The organism is Mucilaginibacter psychrotolerans (assembly GCF_004519315.1).
GTDB lineage: Bacteria > Bacteroidota > Bacteroidia > Sphingobacteriales > Sphingobacteriaceae > Mucilaginibacter > Mucilaginibacter psychrotolerans.
In genome coordinates, this window is sequence record NZ_SOZE01000003.1 from 41879 (window position 1) to 60607 (window position 18729).

At 45.4% G+C, this 18729-nt stretch carries 19 protein-coding genes; 12 read left to right on the top strand and 7 right to left on the bottom strand.

Annotation, left to right across the window (positions count from 1 at the left end; translation table 11 throughout):
* The first annotated feature begins 54 nt into the window (after positions 1–54).
* From E2R66_RS04125 to E2R66_RS04160, 8 genes are all read left to right on the top strand, one after another.
* Positions 55–555 carry a hypothetical protein gene (locus tag E2R66_RS04125; protein ID WP_133226966.1) on the top strand — a complete coding sequence of 167 codons (501 nt, stop codon included), beginning with the start codon at positions 55–57 and terminating at the stop codon, positions 553–555.
* Between the two features lie 9 nt (positions 556–564).
* Positions 565–1701 (top strand): fused response regulator/phosphatase, encoded by a 1137-nt coding sequence (locus E2R66_RS04130; RefSeq protein WP_133226968.1) that lies wholly within the window; start codon positions 565–567, stop codon positions 1699–1701.
* On the top strand, positions 1698–2033 hold the full coding sequence (locus E2R66_RS04135; protein WP_133226970.1) for an STAS domain-containing protein: 336 nt from the start codon (positions 1698–1700) through the stop codon (positions 2031–2033). Before E2R66_RS04130 ends, E2R66_RS04135 begins: the two co-directional genes overlap by 4 nt.
* A gap of 1 nt (position 2034) precedes the next feature.
* Positions 2035–2607 (top strand): hypothetical protein, encoded by a 573-nt coding sequence (locus E2R66_RS04140; protein ID WP_133226972.1) that lies wholly within the window; start codon positions 2035–2037, stop codon positions 2605–2607.
* Entirely contained in the window at positions 2607–3761 is a 1155-nt protein-coding gene (locus E2R66_RS04145) for an acyltransferase family protein (protein WP_133226974.1), read from the top strand. Before E2R66_RS04140 ends, E2R66_RS04145 begins: the two co-directional genes overlap by 1 nt.
* A 77-nt stretch (positions 3762–3838) precedes the next feature.
* The gene (locus E2R66_RS04150; protein ID WP_133226976.1) at positions 3839–4303 is read left to right on the top strand and encodes a helix-turn-helix transcriptional regulator; all 465 of its coding nucleotides are present in this window, start codon (positions 3839–3841) and stop codon (positions 4301–4303) included.
* Positions 4304–4421: 118 nt separating this feature from the next.
* On the top strand, positions 4422–4961 hold the full coding sequence (locus tag E2R66_RS04155; protein WP_133226978.1) for a DUF4199 domain-containing protein: 540 nt from the start codon (positions 4422–4424) through the stop codon (positions 4959–4961).
* A gap of 9 nt (positions 4962–4970) precedes the next feature.
* Entirely contained in the window at positions 4971–5360 is a 390-nt protein-coding gene (locus tag E2R66_RS04160; protein ID WP_133226980.1) for a VOC family protein, read from the top strand.
* A 130-nt stretch (positions 5361–5490) separates the two neighbouring features.
* Here E2R66_RS04160 and rseP read toward each other — a convergent pair whose 3' ends face one another.
* From rseP to E2R66_RS04190, 6 genes are all read right to left on the bottom strand, one after another.
* On the bottom strand, positions 5491–6825 hold the full coding sequence (gene rseP, locus E2R66_RS04165) for an RIP metalloprotease RseP (protein ID WP_133226982.1): 1335 nt from the start codon (positions 6823–6825) through the stop codon (positions 5491–5493).
* Positions 6826–6831: 6 nt separating this feature from the next.
* Positions 6832–8028, bottom strand: a complete 1197-nt coding sequence (locus E2R66_RS04170) for a 1-deoxy-D-xylulose-5-phosphate reductoisomerase (protein WP_240049229.1) — start codon at positions 8026–8028, stop codon at positions 6832–6834.
* 39 nt (positions 8029–8067) lie between these two features.
* Positions 8068–9570, bottom strand: coding sequence for a GH3 auxin-responsive promoter family protein (locus E2R66_RS04175; RefSeq protein ID WP_133226984.1), 1503 nt, complete (start codon positions 9568–9570; stop codon positions 8068–8070).
* A 2-nt stretch (positions 9571–9572) separates the two neighbouring features.
* The gene (locus tag E2R66_RS04180) at positions 9573–10274 is read right to left on the bottom strand and encodes a hypothetical protein (protein WP_133226986.1); all 702 of its coding nucleotides are present in this window, start codon (positions 10272–10274) and stop codon (positions 9573–9575) included.
* Between the two features lie 9 nt (positions 10275–10283).
* Positions 10284–11252 carry a glycosyltransferase gene (locus E2R66_RS04185; RefSeq protein ID WP_133226988.1) on the bottom strand — a complete coding sequence of 323 codons (969 nt, stop codon included), beginning with the start codon at positions 11250–11252 and terminating at the stop codon, positions 10284–10286.
* A gap of 108 nt (positions 11253–11360) precedes the next feature.
* Positions 11361–12311, bottom strand: a complete 951-nt coding sequence (locus E2R66_RS04190) for a glycosyltransferase family 2 protein (RefSeq protein WP_133226990.1) — start codon at positions 12309–12311, stop codon at positions 11361–11363.
* Positions 12312–12469: 158 nt separating this feature from the next.
* Between E2R66_RS04190 and E2R66_RS04195 the strand changes: the two genes are divergently transcribed.
* The 4 genes from E2R66_RS04195 to E2R66_RS04210 all read left to right on the top strand — a co-directional run bounded on the left by E2R66_RS04195 (position 12470) and on the right by E2R66_RS04210 (position 17116).
* A complete protein-coding gene (locus E2R66_RS04195; RefSeq protein WP_204985859.1) occupies positions 12470–15073 on the top strand; it encodes a M1 family metallopeptidase in 2604 nt (867 codons plus the stop codon).
* A gap of 123 nt (positions 15074–15196) precedes the next feature.
* On the top strand, positions 15197–16162 hold the full coding sequence (locus E2R66_RS04200; RefSeq protein ID WP_133226992.1) for an energy transducer TonB: 966 nt from the start codon (positions 15197–15199) through the stop codon (positions 16160–16162).
* Complete coding sequence (locus E2R66_RS04205) at positions 16155–16868, top strand: toxin-antitoxin system YwqK family antitoxin (protein ID WP_133226994.1); 714 nt, start codon at positions 16155–16157, stop codon at positions 16866–16868. Before E2R66_RS04200 ends, E2R66_RS04205 begins: the two co-directional genes overlap by 8 nt.
* 8 nt (positions 16869–16876) lie before the next feature.
* Positions 16877–17116, top strand: coding sequence for an energy transducer TonB (locus tag E2R66_RS04210; protein ID WP_262710290.1), 240 nt, complete (start codon positions 16877–16879; stop codon positions 17114–17116).
* Between the two features lie 25 nt (positions 17117–17141).
* Here the strand turns inward: E2R66_RS04210 and E2R66_RS04215 are convergent, their stop codons facing one another.
* Positions 17142–18650, bottom strand: coding sequence for a malate:quinone oxidoreductase (locus E2R66_RS04215; protein WP_262710291.1), 1509 nt, complete (start codon positions 18648–18650; stop codon positions 17142–17144).
* Positions 18651–18729: the final 79 nt, after the last annotated feature.

Genomic DNA, 18729 nt, shown 5'->3' on the forward strand with positions numbered 1-18729 from the left:
TGTTTTACGCTATAATATTAGCAAAAGTTAGGCATTTTATAAGGAAAATTCACTTTGGACGATAAACAACTCACAAACGATACGGACCTGCTTGATGCCAAGGCAGAGGAATTGATGCTTTTGCTGCGCAAAGGCGGGATGGATGCCGACCGTATGAAGGCCATACAGCAAAAAGTAATCAATGCTTTCGATGCCGCATCGCTGCCCAAAAAGATAGAGGCTTTTAAGGAAATAGATACCAACCAGGACAGGCTGCAACTGCTCAATAGTTTCGAATACCTGCTATCGCAGCATCAGTTGGATAGCAATGTTACCAAAAAGTTCATCACCCGCGAGCGTTTAAAAAAAATGGTCGTCGTAATCATCGGCGTTATCATGATAACCTTAGGCATGGCCATGATTATTATGCCCGCGCCGCCTTATTTCGAAATGTTCACGGTATTCTACTTTAACCCAAACGATGGCGTAACCATAATGGATATCATATCTTTGCTTATTGTATTTACAGGCATATATTTGTTCCTCAGCACGGTTATTAAAAAGCCGGGCGCTTAAACCTAACAGATGCCTGTATCCAAAAAAATATTATTGGTTGATGATAACCCTTTGGTGCTGGAGATGATGGGCCGCGCGCTGAGCAAAGAGGGCTTCGAGTGTATGAAGGCAGCATCTGCGCAGCAGGCAATACAGTTGCTGCAACAGCAGTTACCGGATATCATCCTGTCTGATTACCATATGCCGGATGTGGATGGTTTCCTGTTTCGCCAGCAACTATTGGCCCACACAGCATATAAAGACATTCCATTCATGTTCCTTACCAGCGAGGTAGATAACCAGCTAATGCTGCAAGGTATAAATCTGGATGCTGTAGATTATATACTGAAAGATACGCCGGTGGCCGTGGTGGTGAGCAAGATAAATAACTTTTTGAACACCGTGCGCGAGCAGCATGAACGTACGCTTAAAGAACTGAGCAAGGCTGCCATGTCGCTTAACTTGCATTCGGTACCCAAGACCTTACCGATGATGAAGGGTTTTGAAGCGGATTTCTGGCATAAGCCTTTCCAGAATTATCCGGGCGGAGATTTTATAGATTTTATAGCGATAGATAGTCGGTACACCTTCATTGTGTTGGGTGATGTGATGGGTAAGAAGTGGGGAGCCTGGTATTTCTCGTTCGGTTTTTTGAGCTATATACGTGCAGCGGTGCGCATTTGCATTGCCGAGGGAAACTTCTCTACCAGGAGCATCCTGCAAAAAATAAACTCCGTAGTGTACCACGACCCGGTGGTAAGCGATGTGCTTTCGAGCTTATCGCTGGTTTTGCTGGATAATGAAGAGAGAACGCTGAAATACTCCGGCGCGGGAGATTTGCCATTGCTTTATTATAACGCTAAGGACAAGCAAGTATCGCAAGTGCGTTCGGCCGGGATGTTGCTGGGGCTGATGCCCGACGGCGATTTCGATGAGATAGCAATAACGCCCGGTATTGGCGACCAGCTTTTTATTTTTACCGATGGCCTGATAGATACCGAAACGCCCAGTGGCAAAAAGACGGATTATGCAGCTTTCGAGGCGGCGGTATCGCCCTATTTGGGGATGCCTTTTGACGAATTCAAGAAAAGCACGTTCCTGGCCGATAAAGCAAATAACCAGGTTGATGATTGCAGCTTAATATTTTTACAAAAAACAGCAGGATGATATTAAAGACCCAATTGCACGCAGATGCCGTAACAGCACGCGTAGAAATTAAAGAAGCCAACCTAACGGTAGCCGATACTTTTAAGGCAGAGCTGCTTGCCCTAATAGATGGCGGTGCCAAATACGTAGTGGTAGATTTGGAAAAGGTAGTTTATGTAGACAGCTCTTTTTTGGGCGCGTTGGTATCGGCGCTTAAACACGCGATTACCAACAAAGCCGAGATTGTCGTATGCGGACTAAACAAAGATGTACTGGGGCTTTTTCAACTGATACGGCTGGATAAGGCGTTTAAAATATATGCAACCGCGGCTGAAGCACTGCAAAACCATTAACATGCCAGTAGTGGAAACATCCAAATTTGTTTTCGGCAACAAGGCGGAACAGCTTTATCCGCTAACCATGGAGATACTGGGCCACATCGAAAATGAGGTAGCCATAGACGAGGAAACTGCGCAAAAGGCCAGGATGGTGCTGATAGAACTGCTGACCAATGCCATTAAACACGGCGGTGCAGCCGAGTGCACATTAGAAGTAATTGCCGCAGAAGACAAAGTTATCATCAAAAAAAGCGATATTGGGGAAGCATTGGTTATAAGAAGTGAGGGCGCACTTTATCAATGGCCTTTGCCGGGTGTACATCAGGGCGGGCGCAGTATCACCATTTATGGCGATGGTATTTGCAACCTGAAAGGCAGCCTGGCAAACAGCCGCCGCGTTAGGTTTTTTATAGAAGAAAACATAAAACCGAATGCCGGGGAGATACGCAACCTGCCCGAGCATTTTGGCCTGATGATCATAACCCGGGCATGCCAGGCATTTGAATATGAATTTGATATAGCAACCTGCACTAATAATTTTACGGCCACGCTTGCGGTTGGTCTGCAAACAAAAAAACACACTGTTTAATGGGCGATACAGCACCTCAGGCATCCAAAAAAGCATATGTCTACTTCGCCAATTTGGATGGGCTGAGGGCTATAGCCGCACTGATGGTGGTGCTATCGCATATACAACTCCATAAGGGCTTGCAAGGCCTACAAAATACCGATTGGGTGGATTTTAAGAACCTGGGCAAGGTGGGGGTAACGCTTTTCTTTACACTGAGCGGTTTCCTCATCAGCTATTTATTATTGGAAGAAAGGCGTGGTTTTGGCAACGTATCTTTCAAGCATTTTTATATACGGCGCGTGTTGCGTATATGGCCGCTGTATTTCCTGGTCATTATCATCGGGTTTTTCATTTACCCTGCACAGGGTTCGCCAAAGGCCCTTTTGCTGAGTATTTTCCTGTTGCCGAACCTGGCGTTCTGCCTTAAATTACTGCCTTATATATTCGACCCTATATGGTCTATTGGCGTAGAGGAGCAGTTTTACCTTTTCCATCCCCACATTTTCCGGCGGAAGAAAACGGAGCATATCCTTTATACCTTGCTGGGGATTTTAGTGGTGCTGGTGGCGATCAATTTGGTAGTGCGGCACTATCGCTTGCACAGCGATTTCATGGGCGAACTGAACCAGTTTCTTTACTTTACCCGCTTTGATAATATGATGGTTGGTGCCATTGTGGCGGTATTGTACTACAACACCAAACATCAAAGTTTTTCATTTGCCTTGCAGCATTGGTTCAACCTGCTGTTCAATAGATATTTGCAGATAGCTTTGCTGCTAAGTTTAGCAGTGTTCATCTACTTTTTCCTCAAGCGAGAAATAGGGCAGGGCGATTTGTTGATAGCGCTTTTAGCTGCCCTGCTGATGGTAGGCTTATGCGAGCCGGATAGCAGCAAGCTTATCCTCGGCAACAAATACATGGTGTATTTTGGCAAAATCTCCTACGGTATTTATCTACTACACAAATATCCCTTGTTCCTGATGCTGTATATTGTAAAAAATTACCTGCCAACTGCAAGTCTCTTGTGGCAAAACATCGTCATCTATACCGGCACGTTTGTTCTGGTGATTGCGCTCGCATCTATTTCTTACTACGGTTTCGAGCGGTACTTTTTGCGGATAAAGTCGCGCTTTCAAAAAGTGACGCAAAGCAAACCGGCCATTCAAAACTGAGCGATCATAAATTCTTCGGCATCTTTCCGGTAAATTTCCTGCTTTTTCATACTTTTAAATTACGAATGCAAAAACGTATGTCAATAAGCTTCTGGGCCAGAAATCGTTCCGTTATCCTCCACGGCGTGTCGCTTGCGGCCTTGCTGCTGTTAATGAAATGGCTGGAGTGGCAGTTTATTATCCTCGATCACGCCTTTGAAATTTACGCCGGTATCGTGGCTTTTATTTTTACCGGCCTGGGTATTTGGCTGGCCCTCAAACTGAGCAAACCTAAAGTGATCACGATAGAAAAACAGGTTATCATCAATACCAGAGAATTCGTGTTCGATGAAAATGCCTTAGCCAAAACAGGCATGAGCCGCCGCGAGCTGGAGGTACTTGAACTGATGGCCGAAGGCCTAAGCAACCAGCAGATTGCCGAAAAGCTTTTTGTATCGCTCAATACCATCAAAACGCATTCATCTAAAGTATTTGAGAAACTGGAAGTGGAAAGGCGCACGCAAGCCATAGAAAAAGCCAAACGGCTTAGCCTGATACACTAAAATTGGGATAGTACTTTGGTATGAAAACAGGCACCTTTGCCAAAATCACCCTAAAGTATGAGGGGAAAGACAAGCCGAACATACACCTTTGAACCATAAACTTTAAAACATAAAACACATGAAAAAGAACGTATGGGTATTTGGATTGATAAGCGGCTTGTTGATATCCGTTTTTATGACAGGCAGTATGGCTTACTGTTACCAGCCGGGGCACTCGGGCGGCAGCATGGTAGTGGGCTATTCGGCCATGCTGTTGGCTTTCTCGCTGATATTTGTAGCCGTAAAGAACCAGCGGGATAAGTACGATGGCGGCGTTATCAGCTTTGGTAAAGCATTCAAAATTGGTCTGCTCATCAGCCTCATCTGCTCTACCATGTATGTAATTGCATGGGCAGTAGAATACCATTTTTACATGCCCGATTTTATGGACAGGTTTACCGCTAAAGAAATACAAGCACTACGTGCCAGCCACGCCAGTGCTGCCGTAATTGCCGAAAAAACCGAATATTATAAGGACATTGCTGTATCCTACAATAACCCGTTCATATTTGCGGGGTACACTTACATGGAGATTTTCCCTGTGGGGCTTATCGTTTCGGCCATTACCGCATTGATTTTGAAAAGGAAAACAAACACAGATACTTTGGCATCAGCATAATTATACTTTATGAAAATTACCTTAACCAGTATTTTAGTAGACGACCAGGAGAAGGCCCTGCAATTCTACACCGAAAAATTAGGCTTCATCAAAAAGCAAGACATCCCGATGGGGAAATTCCGGTGGTTGTCTGTTGTATCGCCCGAGGCACCCGAAGGCGTGGAGCTGGTTTTAGAGCCCGACGAAAACCCGGCTTCCAAAACTTTTAAAGCCGCGCTCTTGGCGCAGGGGATACCTTATACCATGTTTAATGTTAGCGATATGAAAAGCGAGTACGAGCGCTTAAAGTCGCTGGGCGTTGAGTTTAAAACGCATCCCGATTTTGATGCACCTTTCATTATCGCTTCGTTTTACGACACCTGCGGTAATTTGATACAGATATATCAGATGCCGGGGTAGGGTTTTCTATTTAACCGCAAGCACTCAAAGTATCTGTGTATTAGTAAATACAAAGGCCGCAAAGTTATATCTCTGCGGCCTATGTGCCTTCACTGCTAATGCTGTGGTTAAATTAACAATGAGCAAATGTCTATTTATGCTTGGTAAATATCCTGAAGATATCGTTGCCGAAGGCGAATACCATTAAAGATATCAGCAATACGAACCCAACGATCTGCGCACGTTCTAAAAATTTATCGCTTAGTGGTTTACCTTTTATCATCTCTATGAGTAGAAACACCGTATGCCCACCATCCAAACCCGGTATAGGCAACAGGTTGGTTAGCGCCAATACCATCGAGAGGAAGCCTACTAGTGTCCAGAAGCGGATCCAATCAATAGTGCTGCCAAACATCTGCGCTATGCGTATTGGGCTCGATACTGCTTTAGTGGCTTTAACCTGTCCCGAGAATATTTTCTTGATTCCCTTTGCATTACTTGCGAACATATCCCATGCCTTTGCGGCGCCAATTGGCAATGAGGCAAAAAAACTATATTTGGTAGTAACCAGGTTACCCAATACTTCCTTTTTGGGGCGGTAAAAACCAATCCGCCCGGTACTGTCAACTTTGGCGGTTAAGGCAACGGTGGTGTCGCTCCTCTTTACCGAAAGCTGTACCTGCTTATTTTTGTTCGCTTGCAATAATGCCTGGAACTCATCAAAGAACTGTACGTTTTTGCCGTTTACAGCTACAATGCTATCGCCCTTTTGTAATCCCGCCTTTTTCGAATCGCCAAAAACAGAATCTACGCTGAACTTGCTACGTGGCGCACGGCTGATGAAATCTTCAATACCATCGTCAGATAAATCGTTCAGAATTGTGGAAGGCACTTTGATATCGAGATGCTCGCTGCCACGTTCAACGTTCAATACAGTATTATCCAGCAACACTTTAGAGTTGCTTAAGTCGTCGAAACGCTCTACCGTTTTGCCGTTTATGGTCGGGATTTTATCACCCGCCCGCAAACCTATTTTCTGGCCAATAACGCCCGGCACTATACCATATCTGGCATTGGCATTGGGTGTATAGGTCTCGCCATATTTTACCACCAACATCCAGAAAATAAATATACCCACGAAAATGTTTACGATAATACCGCCAAGCATTACGATGAGGCGTTGCCAGGCCGGTTTTGAGCGGAACTCGTGAGGCTGCGGCGGACCAGCCAATTGGTCGGTATCCATCGATTCATCAATCATCCCCGCTATTTTTACGTAACCGCCAAGTGGCAGCCAACCTATACCGTATTCAACGCCCTTATAGTTAAATTTAAACAGGCTAAAATTCCATGCATCAAAGAACAGGTAAAACTTCTCAACTCTTATCCCGAAAGCGCGGGCCGCTATAAAATGCCCAAATTCGTGCAGTATCACTAAAATCGAAAGACCAAGTATTAATTGGCCCACCATAATCAATATATCCATTCGTTGTTATTTCTCGTTAAAATCGTATGCCTTTAACGGCATTTGCATGATTAAATTTTGCGCAAATATGCGTGTTTCTTTATCGGTATTCAAATAGTCGGCAAGTGTGGGTTGTGCTACATACGCTATCCTGGCCATGCAGGTTTCTATGATATCGCTCATGGCCAAAAATCCGACTTCGTTTTTTAGGAAAGCCGCTACCGCTACCTCATTGGCCGCATTCACAATGCAGGGCATGTTCCCCTTGCGGTTCAGCGCCTCGTAGGCCATCTTCAGGTTACGAAAGGTGTCCATATCCGCTTTCTCAAACGTAAGATTGGGGTAGTTCACAAAGTCGAACCGCTTGAAATTGTTTTTGACGCGGTTTGGGTAGGAGAGGGCGTACTGTATGGGTAGTTTCATATCGGGCAGGCCCATCTGCGCTTTTATGGAGCCATCTTCGAATTGCACCAGCGAGTGGACGATAGATTGCGGGTGTACGATAACGTCAATCTGCTCCGCCTCTAAGCCAAACAACCATTTGGCTTCTATAACTTCTAGCCCTTTGTTCATTAAAGATGCCGAATCGATGGTGATTTTGGCGCCCATTACCCAATTGGGGTGTTTAAGGGCATGTTCACGGGTAACCCCCGCCAAAAACTCGGTTGTTTTACCACGGAAGGGCCCCCCGGATGCGGTAAGGATAATCTTCTCTATCGGGTTGTTCTCTTCACCCACCAGGCATTGGAATATAGCCGAGTGTTCGCTATCAACCGGTAATATCTTTACATTATGTTCTTTCGCCAGTTCGGTAATGAGTTCGCCGGCTACTACCAGCGTTTCTTTGTTGGCCAGGGCGATATCTTTGCCGGCCTTTATGGCATTGATTGTAGGCTCCAGCCCGGCAAAACCAACCATAGCCGTAAGTACGATATCGATATCCTGATGGGTAACCATATCTTTTATGGCCTCGTATCCGCCCAAAACCTTAATAGGCAAATGAGACAGCGCGGCCTTTACCTCCGCGTATTTCTCTTCGTTGCAAATGATGACGTATTCCGGTACGAACGCTATGGCTTGCTGTATCAGCAAATAGGAATTGGTAAATCCTGTTATCATAAAAGCACGGAAAAGACCGGGGTTATCTTTAATAACGTCCAGCGTTTGCGTGCCTATGCTACCGGTAGAGCCAAGTATGGCAATGTTTTTAATTGGAGTACTCAATAATTGTTATTTAGCTACCCGTTGTAATGACGGGTGGTTTTATTCCTTTATATATGAAACTAACTCATCCGCTATCTTCCTGTCGTTTGATAGCCTTGGTACCTTGTTTTGCCCGCCAAGCTTTCCCTGGCTGCGCATGTAGTTTATAAAGGTATCTTTTTTTAGCTTATTGACGATCAATGGCTGCAAAATGTTACCCTCAATAAGGTCGAAATAGTAAATATTTTTCTTCTGCAGGGCGGCGTCAACTTTCAAAGCAAAAGCACTTATATCCTTAGGTTCGTTTCCAAATTCTATAAACCATTCATGGTAAGGTAGTTCGCCAGCTTTTGGCGTTACCTGGGGTGCAACGGTAAACTCTATCACGTCTACGCCTTCGGCTGCCGCTACGCTCATTAGCGCTTGCTCCACCTCTTCGCCTATCACATGTTCGCCAAAGGCGGATATATAATGTTTAATGCGGCCCGTCACCACAATTTTGTACGGGTTCTTCGATACGAATTTGATGGTATCGCCCAAACTATAGCCCCAAAGCCCGGCGCTTGTATTCAAGATAAGGGCGTAGTTACGCTCCAGTTCCACATCTTTAAGGTTGATGCGGGTTGGGTTATCGTTAAAGTACTCGTCGCTAGGGATAAACTCGTAGAAAATACCGGCATCCACCATCAGCAGCAGGCCTTTTTCGCGCTGCAAATCCTGGAAAGCGATGAAACCCTCCGATGCCGGGTAAGTTTCGATAGAATCTATTTTATCACCAATCACTTCTTCCATACGGGCGCGATAGGGTTCGTAATTTACGCCCCCGTGTACGAATAGCTTAAAATTAGGGAAGATGTCTTTCACCTTTTTGCCGCCTGATGCTACCGAAAGTCGGTCGAAGTACATTTGGCACCATGGCGGTATGCCCGATATCAGGCGCATATCCTCGTTCAAAGTTTCTTTTACAATAGCATCAACTTTTTGCTCCCAGTCTTCTATACAATTGGTTTCGTAAGAGGGCATGCGGTTCTTTTGCAAATATTGCGGTACGTGGTGCGCCACTATGCCCGATAAACGTCCTACGGCGATCCCTTCCTTTTCGCTTAGCACCGGGCTTCCCTGCAGGAAAATCATTTTGCCATCTACAAAACCGGCTTTGCCTGTCTCGTGGATGTAGCTGAGCAATGCATTGCGTGCTGCCTTGATATGCTGCGGCATGCTTTCTTTGGAGATGGGGATATATTTTACGCCGGATGTGGTGCCCGAAGTTTTGGCCAGGTAAGCCGGTTTGCCGGGCCACAGCACATCTGCTTCACCATGTGTTACGCGTTCTATGTAGGGCCGCAGGTCCTCGTAATCGCGTATGGGAACCTGCTTCTTAAAATCTTCGTAATTATCTATCGCAGAGAACCAATGATCTTTACCAAAGGCGGTGTCTTTAGCGGCGTGTATTAAGTCGGTAAAGGTTTTCTGTTGAAGCGCCAGCGCATTTTGACGGATATTGTTCAGCTGCCGGTTTACAAAAAAGGCATATGCCTTACTCAATACTGCTTTCAGGCACATAATTAATTGGTTTCGGCAATATCATCGTCAATATCCTGATGACTATAAACCAATTTTCGGTAGGTCATGGCCAGAATAATATTTACGATAGGAATTATCAGAACAAAACCTACGATGGTGAAAGAAGCGATAACGATAAGTGCCTCTACTACAACAAACAACATGAAATATTTAATGATATTCCCCTTGATAAGCTTAAAGCTTTGTGATATAGATTCGAAAGGCCCCGATTGGTCGTCCACTATAAAGCAGGTGCATAAAGGAAAGTAAAAAAGCAGGAAAAACTGCGATACATAACCCACCGCTATACCCAAAACATATTGAAAAAGGCTTTCGTCCATTTTCTCAATCATCTTGCTCAGGAAAACGGTAAGCGCACTCATGGTAAGTAGCAAGGTAAGGTAGCTGGCCACCATTTTAACGGTTGGAATTATTTCGCTTATATTTATCTCATGGTAGGCATTATCCATTAACTTAAATATCAACTTATTGAATGCCAGAAAATTGTAACTGATGATGATGAGCAATATAAATACCCCGGAAACACCTATCAAAGAATCATCGCGAAAAACGTAAACCGCAAACCCGAAGATGCCCATCACCAGCAAAGATATTATGGAATAAACAACGATGGTTGCCAGGTTTTTTACCAGGAAATCCCAAGCGGATTTCAGGGTCTCGGCAACTGAAAATGGATGGTACATACTACGTTCTTAAAATCTTTTTAACACAACCCGCTTCCAATAATCCTGTATAAATCCTAACCCGTAGGCAGTCAGTTGCGTGAAGGCAGCAATAATGCTCAAAAATGCGATTTTTGGTGATTTGTTTTGCCACAAGGCATGAAAAAATATCAACAAAATAATAAGCGCTACTATAACATTACACAAAATAGCTATAAACCAGCCTGATAAATTTGCTATAATCGTGAATAATAAACCCAGCGTAAATATCGCCGGGAAGAAGTGCACGGCCTTTAGCTGATCGGGAAAAAACTTGTACACGTTTATCCTTGCACGGCCAAAAAAGTGCAGCTGCTTATAAAATTTCAGAAAGCTTGTGCGTCTTTTATGATATACGATAGCTTCGGGGATGAGGCCTATTTTATAGCCTAACGAATGGATGCGAATGCTGTATTCGATATCTTCGCCCAGGCGGGTGATGATAAAACCGCCTGCGCTTTCCCACACCTTACGCGATATGCCCATATTGAAGCTGCGCGGATGAAACTGCCCGATGCCTTTTTTATTGCCACGAATGCCGCCGGTGGTGAAAGGGGAGGTCATGCTGTAGCTAATGGCTTTTTGAATGGGCGTGAACGAATCGTGCGCACCATCGGGCCCGCCGTAAGCGTCAAGCCAATTAGTCTCCAGCGAATCGTTGACGATTTGCAGGTAATCTACTGGTATCAAACAGTCCGAATCAAATACGATAAAGTAATCGCCCTTAGCCCGCTCGAAGCCGTAGTTGCGGGTAAAGCCCTGGCCCTCATTGGGTTTTTCGAAGTATCGAATATCCAACATACCGGCGTATTTCTCTACTATTTCCCCCGCTTTTTGGGTTGATCCATCCTCAATAACCAGTACCTCAAACGCCTTATAAGTTTGCAGGGTAAGCGTACCGAGCAATTCGTCGATCTCCTGCGGGCGGTTATATAAAGGGATGATAATGGAAAAAAACATATGTTAGATGTGCAGATATGCGGATGTGCAAATATGCAGATGGATATAAATTACTCTGATGAATTAATTTTTGTATTAAACGTGACGGTCATTTGCACATCTGCACATTTACACTGTATCCTCAATTTGATACTTGTTGCGTTCCGGCGCGTTGCGGGATACCAGTTCGGCAACGAAACCTGTTAAAAACAGTTGCGAGCCCAATATAATGGCCACAATTGCTATATAAAACAAAGGGTTATCGGTAATGTCGCGATAGTGAAGTCCGTGTGCAATAAGATAAAGTTTTTCGCTGCTTATCCATATTGCCATAATAAAGCCCGTCAAAAAACTAATCGTGCCCATCATCCCGAAAAAATGCATCGGTCGCTTACCAAATTTGCCTACAAAGAATATTGATAACAAATCCAGGAAACCGTTAACAAAGCGGCTCATACCGAATTTGGTTTTGCCGTATTTACGTGCACGGTGCTCCACTACCTGCTCCCCAATTTTGGTGAACCCAGCCCATTTGGCCAGCACTGGTATGTAACGGTGCATTTCGCCGTACACTTCTATATTTTTTATCACCGCCTTGCGGTAGGCTTTAAGCCCGCAATTAAAATCGTGCAGGTTATCAATCCCGCTCATTTTGCGCGTGGCCGCGTTGAAAAGCTTGGTGGGGATGGTTTTGCTCAAAGGGTCGTACCGTTTGGCTTTCCAGCCCGATACCAGATCGTATTTATCTTCGGTAATGCGGCGGTAAAGGCCGGGAATTTCGTCCGGGCTATCCTGCAAATCGGCATCCATGGTTATAACCACATCGCCTTTTGTAGCTTCGAAGCCGGTATTCAGTGCGGCCGATTTACCGTAATTGCGCCTGAATTTAATGCCACGGATATGCGGATTGCCCTCCTTTAGCTTCAAAATCATCTCCCACGACCCATCCTTGCTGCCGTCGTCAACTAAAATTATCTCGTACGAATAGCGGTTCTCGGCCATCACCTTACTTATCCATGAGGTAAGCTCGGGCAACGATTCTACTTCATCATACAACGGTACTACAACTGATATATCCATTTATTTGGAAAAGAAAAAAGCGGTTATGCCTGTTGGTGGCATGACTGCATTAGTGCAAAAATATAAAAAATAGGCATGGATTTAACGCCATGTTTATATAATAACGTGCCCGTTTGTTAAAAAACAATATATTAGCCTTTAAATCATACTGCTTAAAAATGAAAAGTTATCAAAAGGCCCTCGGCCTGCTCCTGATGCTTTGCGCTATAGGCGCAAAAGCGCAAAACACCGATAAACCTGCACCTAAGTACGATCAGCACAAGGTGTTTAGCCCTTTGTTTTACCCGGATAGGAGCACCCTCTTCCGTTCAGCCTCTGGCGCACCAGGCGCAAAATATTGGCAAAACCGCGCCGATTATAAGATCGACGTAACCCTCGACACCCTAAAACACCGCCTCACGGGCAGTGTAACCATTACTTATACCAATAACAGCCCCGATGCCCTTAACTTTTTATGGCTGCAAGCAGATCAGAATATCTACCGCGAAGATTCGCGCGGGCAGGCTACATCGGTTGTTGGCGGTGGGCGTTTTGCCAATACCGGCTTTACCAAAGGCTATGAAATAAAAGCGGTAACGCTTAGCAGCAGCAATAAAAGCGAGAAAGCCAATTACATCGTAAACGATACCCGTATGCAGATACGCCTTAAAGATACCCTTAGGGCAAACGGCGCCAAACTACAGATAAAAATTGATTATGCCTACGATATATCCGAGTACGGTACCGACCGCACAGGCCGCCTGAAAACCCCGCAGGGATGGATATATGATATTGCGCAATGGTACCCCCGCATGGAGGTTTACGACGATATCAGCGGCTGGAACACCATCCCTTACTTAGGCTCATCGGAGTTTTACCTGGAGTACGGCAACTTCGATTATACCATTACTGCGCCGGCCAGCCTGGTGCTGGTGGGTTCGGGCGAGTTGATTAACCCAACGGAGGTGCTTACCCCAACGGCTTTAAAACGCCTTGCGCAGGCAAAAGCCAGCGATAAAACGGTAATGATAAAAGATTCGGCCGAAGTTTTGGCTGGCAATGCCTATGTTAAAAAGCCATCGCTCACCTGGCATTTCTTTTGCAAAAACTCACGCGACGTGGCCTGGGCAGCATCCAAGGCTTTTGTGTGGGATGCTGCGCGCATCAACCTGTCTAATGGCAAAAAAGCACTGGCGCAATCGGTTTACCCTATTGCCAGCGGTGGCGTAGGCGCTTATGGCCGCTCTACCGAATATGTTAAGGCATCTATAGAACTGTATTCAGGCAAATGGTTTGAGTACACTTACCCGGTGGCTACCAACGTAGGCGGCCCGGTAAGTGGCATGGAGTACCCCGGCATTGTATTTTGTAGCCACGAAAGCCAGGGCGGCGGTCTTTGGGATGTTACCAACCACGAGTTTGGCCACAATTGGTTCCCTATGATCGTAGGCTCTAACGAGCGCAAGTACGCCTGGATGGACGAAGGCTTTAATACCTTTATCAATAAGGTGGATACCAAGGTATTCAACAAAGGTGAGTACTACACTAAAGACGATGTGCAGGGTGGCGCATCTTACATATTCAGCGATAATGCCGATGCCATCATGAACACGCCTGATGTGATACAGGGCGATTACCTGGGCAACGCTGCCTACGAGAAACCAGCACAAGGGCTAATGATACTGCGCGAACAGATACTGGGCGAAGAACGCTTCGATTATGCATTTAAAACCTATATCAAACGTTGGGCTTTTAAACACCCTACGCCATGGGATTTCTTCCACAGCATGGATAACGCAGCAGGAGAGGACCTTAGCTGGTTTTGGAACGAGTGGTTTCTGCAAACCTGGAAGCTCGACCAGGCTGTAAAAGAAATAAACTATACCGATAACGATGCTGCGAAAGGCTCTTTGATAACCATAGAGAACCTGGGCGAAATGGCGCTGCCGGTAACTGCTTTCATTATGGAAGAGAACGGCAAAAGCGGAACAGTAAAGCTACCAGCCGAAATTTGGCAGCGCGGTGGCACGTGGACATTCCCATACAAATCCACCTCGAAGATTTCGTACGTTATTCTTGACCCCGACCACGAACTGCCTGACGTGAATCCTGATAATAATGCACTGAGCGGCAAACTGGTTGCCAATGGTGTTACGGCAAAAGATGTTATCAATGCTTATATCAGCGCGGTTGGCGGAGAAGGCAAACTGAAGGACATTACCGACCTTACCGTTAAAGCCGACGGTGTGTTCCAGGGGGTGGATATCAAGATGACTGCTAAATACAAGGGGGCAGATAAGTTCAACCTGAATATCATTGCGCCGGCATATAACAACTTCGTGTTATCTAATATCGTTATCAACGGCGATAGTGTAAAGCTGAAACAATTCAATAACCCAGCGGTGGTAAGTAAGGAAGAAAATCCGAAGATCCGCAACCGCTACCGCATATTCCCGGAGCTGGATTACGATAAAACAGGTTATAAACTTGAACTGGCACCCGTAATGCAGGTGGTTGATGGGCAACTAACCTACCTTATTACGGTAACTAACCCCGAAGGCGTACGTGCAAGGCAATATTACGACCCAAAAACCGGCTTTAAAATCAAACGCGTTAATGATGGGGCGGGCAGCAGCCCATCGGTGTACAGTAATTACCAAACCATTGTAACCGGCGTAAAAATACCATATACCGAAAAAACCGCTATTGGTGGTGTAGCCACCGAATTTAAAGTAACCGGCGCTACGGTAAACAGCGGCTTGACAAGCGACGATTTTAAATAGGCAATAGTCTTTTATGAAATGCAAACGGCCCCGGCAATGCTTAGGGGCCGTTTTTTTTATACGCGTTTTATGAATTAGTATACATTTGCTATATTTAATTCATGTAACCATTGCCCTTATCGAATGATAAAAACTTTACCTATACTGCTATTTAGTTGCCTGCTGAGTTTAGCTGCGATAGCTCAAAAATCGAAAAAAGATGCTGTGCGGCACGATTCAACAGCTTACTATATGCGTAACCAATATGATATGGCTCTGAACCAAGCCACTGCAGAATTTCTGCGACTTATAATTAAAGTTGATTCGGGTATGTACGAAATACAGGATTACTACCCCGACGGAACGCTTCGTTTGCTGGCAAAATCATACAGTGGTGAAAGGAATTTTGAGCCTGGTGCCAACGGAGTATATACTGAATATTACAAGAGTGGCCGAAAAAAGTTAGTAAAACAATACATAAAAGGTAAGCAGGTGGGTAACGACAGCGCTTATTACGCTAACGGAAAACTTTACAGAGTAATAAGCTATGATAGTGGTGAAGCATTCCTGAAAACCTGCCTCGATTCAACAGGTAAATTGCTTGCGGATAATGGAAACGGTAGCTGGGTAAACATGAACCCATTTGATGATTTGGAAACATTTACCGGTGCTGTTGTTAACGGAAAAGAAGACGGTATTTGGATACAAAGATTTGCAGGCGACACAGCCACCTATAAAATTCAGAATAAAAATGGAATGCGCTTGCCCAACGAGCAATTGCATGTTCGGCAGATATTTCAGGCAGTTGAACAACAGCCCAGTTTTGGCGGCGGCGATTCTGCGTTTGGTCAATTCCTAAGCTACACCTTAAGATACCCCGATTACGCACGCGAACATAAAATAACGGGCCGTGTAATTTTAACTTTTGTGGTAGAGGCTAATGGCCACTTAACGGACATTAAGGTCTTGCGTTCGCCAGACGAAAGTTTGAGTAAAGAAGCGCTTCGTGTAATGAAGTTATCGCCTGCGTGGCGGCCAGGGATTCAAAACGGCAGGCCCGTACGTGTTCAGTTTTCTGTACCCATAGCATTTGCCTTATCCAATGACTAAGAGAGCTTTTATTAACTTGTTTTTTTGCCTTTGCCTTTGCATAGGCATGGCAGCGCAGGCTCAAAAACGGGATACCGCGGCGTATTATATGTACAATAATGGCAAGATGGCCGAAAGCAAGGAGGCAGCCGATTTTGTAAGGATTTTATTACCGCCTGATAGTACGGTTGATAAAGGCCTCATTACCGTGAATGATGTATTTAAAGATGGCAGACGCAAAGCTATGGCCCATACTTATATCAACTCGCCATATATAGAGAATGGCTTGCAGGGCCCATATATCGAATACTTTCATAACGGCCACCGCAAGTACATCCGCACCTATGATAACGGCAACCTTACCGGCGAATGCCTCAGCTATTTCCCTAACGGTAAGTTATATTCGGTAATAGATTATACCGCCAATGGCCCAATCCTTAAACAATGTTCCGACTCTACCGGCAAGGTGCTGACAGAAGAGGGTAATGGTACCTGGATAAAAACCAGTGCCGATTTCGAATATGTAGCACAAGGGCCTGTTAAAAATGGGCACGAGGATGGAGAATGGATGGGCACTATAAACGATGGGAAAACCGAAAAAGCAGTTTATCAAAATGTCAAGCTGATATCAGGCCCAGATTTTGATATGTCCATGCCCGATGTGTACACATCTGTAGATGTGCAGCCGCAGTTCCCGGGGGAGAGGGAGGCTTCGCACGTTACTTAGCGCGCGTTATTCGTTACCCTGTTGCGGCTTTTAATGCCAAGGTGCAAGGGCGCATTATCATTACTTTTGTGGTAGAAAAAGACGGCACTCTAAGCAATATAAAAGTGCTGCGCGGCATCGGTAGCAGTTGCGACGAAGAAGCCATCCGGGCCATAAAGGCATGCCCACCATGGTTGCCGGGCATGCAAAAAGGAAAGCCGGTACGTGTGCAATATTCGGTGCCCATAGCGTTTAGCCTTGGGAAATAATCGAAATTAGATCCAAAGGTTTTACCTAAGCCAACCCTAACAACTTGCTCGTACGCGCTCGCGTTGCGTCGGCCAATGCTTCGTCGTTAGTAAGTGATTGCCCGTAGGAGGGTATCATCTGCTTCAGCTTGGCCTGCCACTCGGGGGTTTTTAATTTGTCTTTAAAGCAACGCTCTATCAGTTCTATCATAATAGGTACAGATGTTGATGCACCCGGTGAAGCACCCAGCAGGGCAGATATGCTGCCATCTGCCGCAGTAACTACCTCGGTGCCAAATTGGAGCACGCCTGTATTTTTAGCATCTTTTTTGATCACCTGCACGCGTTGACCGGCAACCTCCAATTCCCAATCCTTAGCATCGGCCTCGGGGAAGTATTCTTTAAGAGCGTTTAGTCGGTCGGTTGGTGATTGCAGCACCTGGCCTATAAGATATTTGGTGAGATCCCAGTTGTCGCGGCCCACGGCAAGCAGTGGTAATAAGTTATTGAGTTTTATAGAACCGAACAAATCCAACAGCGAGCCTTTCTTGAGGAAGCGTGTAGAGAAACCTGCGTAAGGACCAAAAAGCAAGGCTTTTTTGCCCCCGATCATACGGGTATCCAAATGCGGTACGCTCATAGGCGGCGCGCCTACCGATGCCTTGCCATAAACCTTGGAATTATGCTTTGCCACTACGGCCGGGTTATTACATACCAGCCATTGCCCGCTTACGGGGAAGCCGCCGAAGCCCTTGCTCTCGGCAATGCCCGATTTTTGCAGCAGGGGTAAAGCACCGCCACCCGCACCTACGAATACGAATTTGGCGTTCAGCCTGCGCTTTTGTCCGCTGGCTTTATCGGTAACTTTAAGGCGCCAGGTGTTATCCTTATCGCGTTTGATATCGTCTACGTCGTGATTCAGGGCCAGACTTACGTTAGGCTGCTGCTCCAGCCAACTAAATAAAGTGCAGGTAAGTGCACCGAAATTTACATCTGTACCTATATCCATATAAGTGCCTGCAATTTTTTGTCCGGCATCGCGGCCTTCAATCACCAACGGCATCCATTTTTTTAGTTCCGCGTGGTTTTCGGAGTATAGCATATCCTTAAAAAAATGATGCTTCGCCATGGCATCGAAACGTTTCTTTAGATAATCTACATTATCGGCACCCCAAACAAAGCTGATATGCGGTGTTTTACTGATAAAATCCTGGGGTTTACCAACGAATTTCTTATCTACCAGGTGAGCCCAAAATTCTTTCGTTATCTCAAATTGCTCGGCAATCTGCACGGCTTTCTCGGCAGATACGCTACCGTCTTTCTTCTGCGGTGTGTAATTGAGCTCACAAAAGGCAGAATGACCTGTGCCCGCATTGTTCATGGCATCAGAACTTTCGGCAGCAATGGTATCCAGCCTTTCGAAAATTTCTATCGACAAATCGGGCTGCAGTTCTTTCAGCATTACCCCAAGTGTAGCGCTCATAATACCTGCGCCAATCAAAACTACATCAACCGTTGAATCTGAAACTGTATTGCCCTTGCTCATTGTTAGTATTGAATGTGTTAAAGATACACTCAATTATTTATTTGAAAGATGAAAATTTATGCCTGTAGATGACGAAAAAGCCAAACCA

What these genes read in the sequence shown, in the direction of transcription:
- E2R66_RS04130 (WP_133226968.1), top strand. Translation starts at nt 565, where the DNA reads ATGCCTGTATCCAAAAAAATATTATTGGTTGATGATAACCCTTTGGTG.
- E2R66_RS04135 (WP_133226970.1), top strand. Translation starts at nt 1,698, where the DNA reads ATGATATTAAAGACCCAATTGCACGCAGATGCCGTAACAGCACGCGTA.
- E2R66_RS04140 (WP_133226972.1), top strand. Translation starts at nt 2,035, where the DNA reads ATGCCAGTAGTGGAAACATCCAAATTTGTTTTCGGCAACAAGGCGGAA.
- E2R66_RS04145 (WP_133226974.1), top strand. Translation starts at nt 2,607, where the DNA reads ATGGGCGATACAGCACCTCAGGCATCCAAAAAAGCATATGTCTACTTC.
- E2R66_RS04150 (WP_133226976.1), top strand. Translation starts at nt 3,839, where the DNA reads ATGTCAATAAGCTTCTGGGCCAGAAATCGTTCCGTTATCCTCCACGGC.
- E2R66_RS04155 (WP_133226978.1), top strand. Translation starts at nt 4,422, where the DNA reads ATGAAAAAGAACGTATGGGTATTTGGATTGATAAGCGGCTTGTTGATA.
- E2R66_RS04160 (WP_133226980.1), top strand. Translation starts at nt 4,971, where the DNA reads ATGAAAATTACCTTAACCAGTATTTTAGTAGACGACCAGGAGAAGGCC.
- rseP (WP_133226982.1), bottom strand. Translation starts at nt 6,825, where the DNA reads ATGGATATATTGATTATGGTGGGCCAATTAATACTTGGTCTTTCGATT.
- E2R66_RS04175 (WP_133226984.1), bottom strand. Translation starts at nt 9,570, where the DNA reads ATGTGCCTGAAAGCAGTATTGAGTAAGGCATATGCCTTTTTTGTAAAC.
- E2R66_RS04180 (WP_133226986.1), bottom strand. Translation starts at nt 10,274, where the DNA reads ATGTACCATCCATTTTCAGTTGCCGAGACCCTGAAATCCGCTTGGGAT.
- E2R66_RS04185 (WP_133226988.1), bottom strand. Translation starts at nt 11,252, where the DNA reads ATGTTTTTTTCCATTATCATCCCTTTATATAACCGCCCGCAGGAGATC.
- E2R66_RS04190 (WP_133226990.1), bottom strand. Translation starts at nt 12,311, where the DNA reads ATGGATATATCAGTTGTAGTACCGTTGTATGATGAAGTAGAATCGTTG.
- E2R66_RS04195 (WP_204985859.1), top strand. Translation starts at nt 12,470, where the DNA reads ATGAAAAGTTATCAAAAGGCCCTCGGCCTGCTCCTGATGCTTTGCGCT.
- E2R66_RS04200 (WP_133226992.1), top strand. Translation starts at nt 15,197, where the DNA reads ATGATAAAAACTTTACCTATACTGCTATTTAGTTGCCTGCTGAGTTTA.
- E2R66_RS04205 (WP_133226994.1), top strand. Translation starts at nt 16,155, where the DNA reads ATGACTAAGAGAGCTTTTATTAACTTGTTTTTTTGCCTTTGCCTTTGC.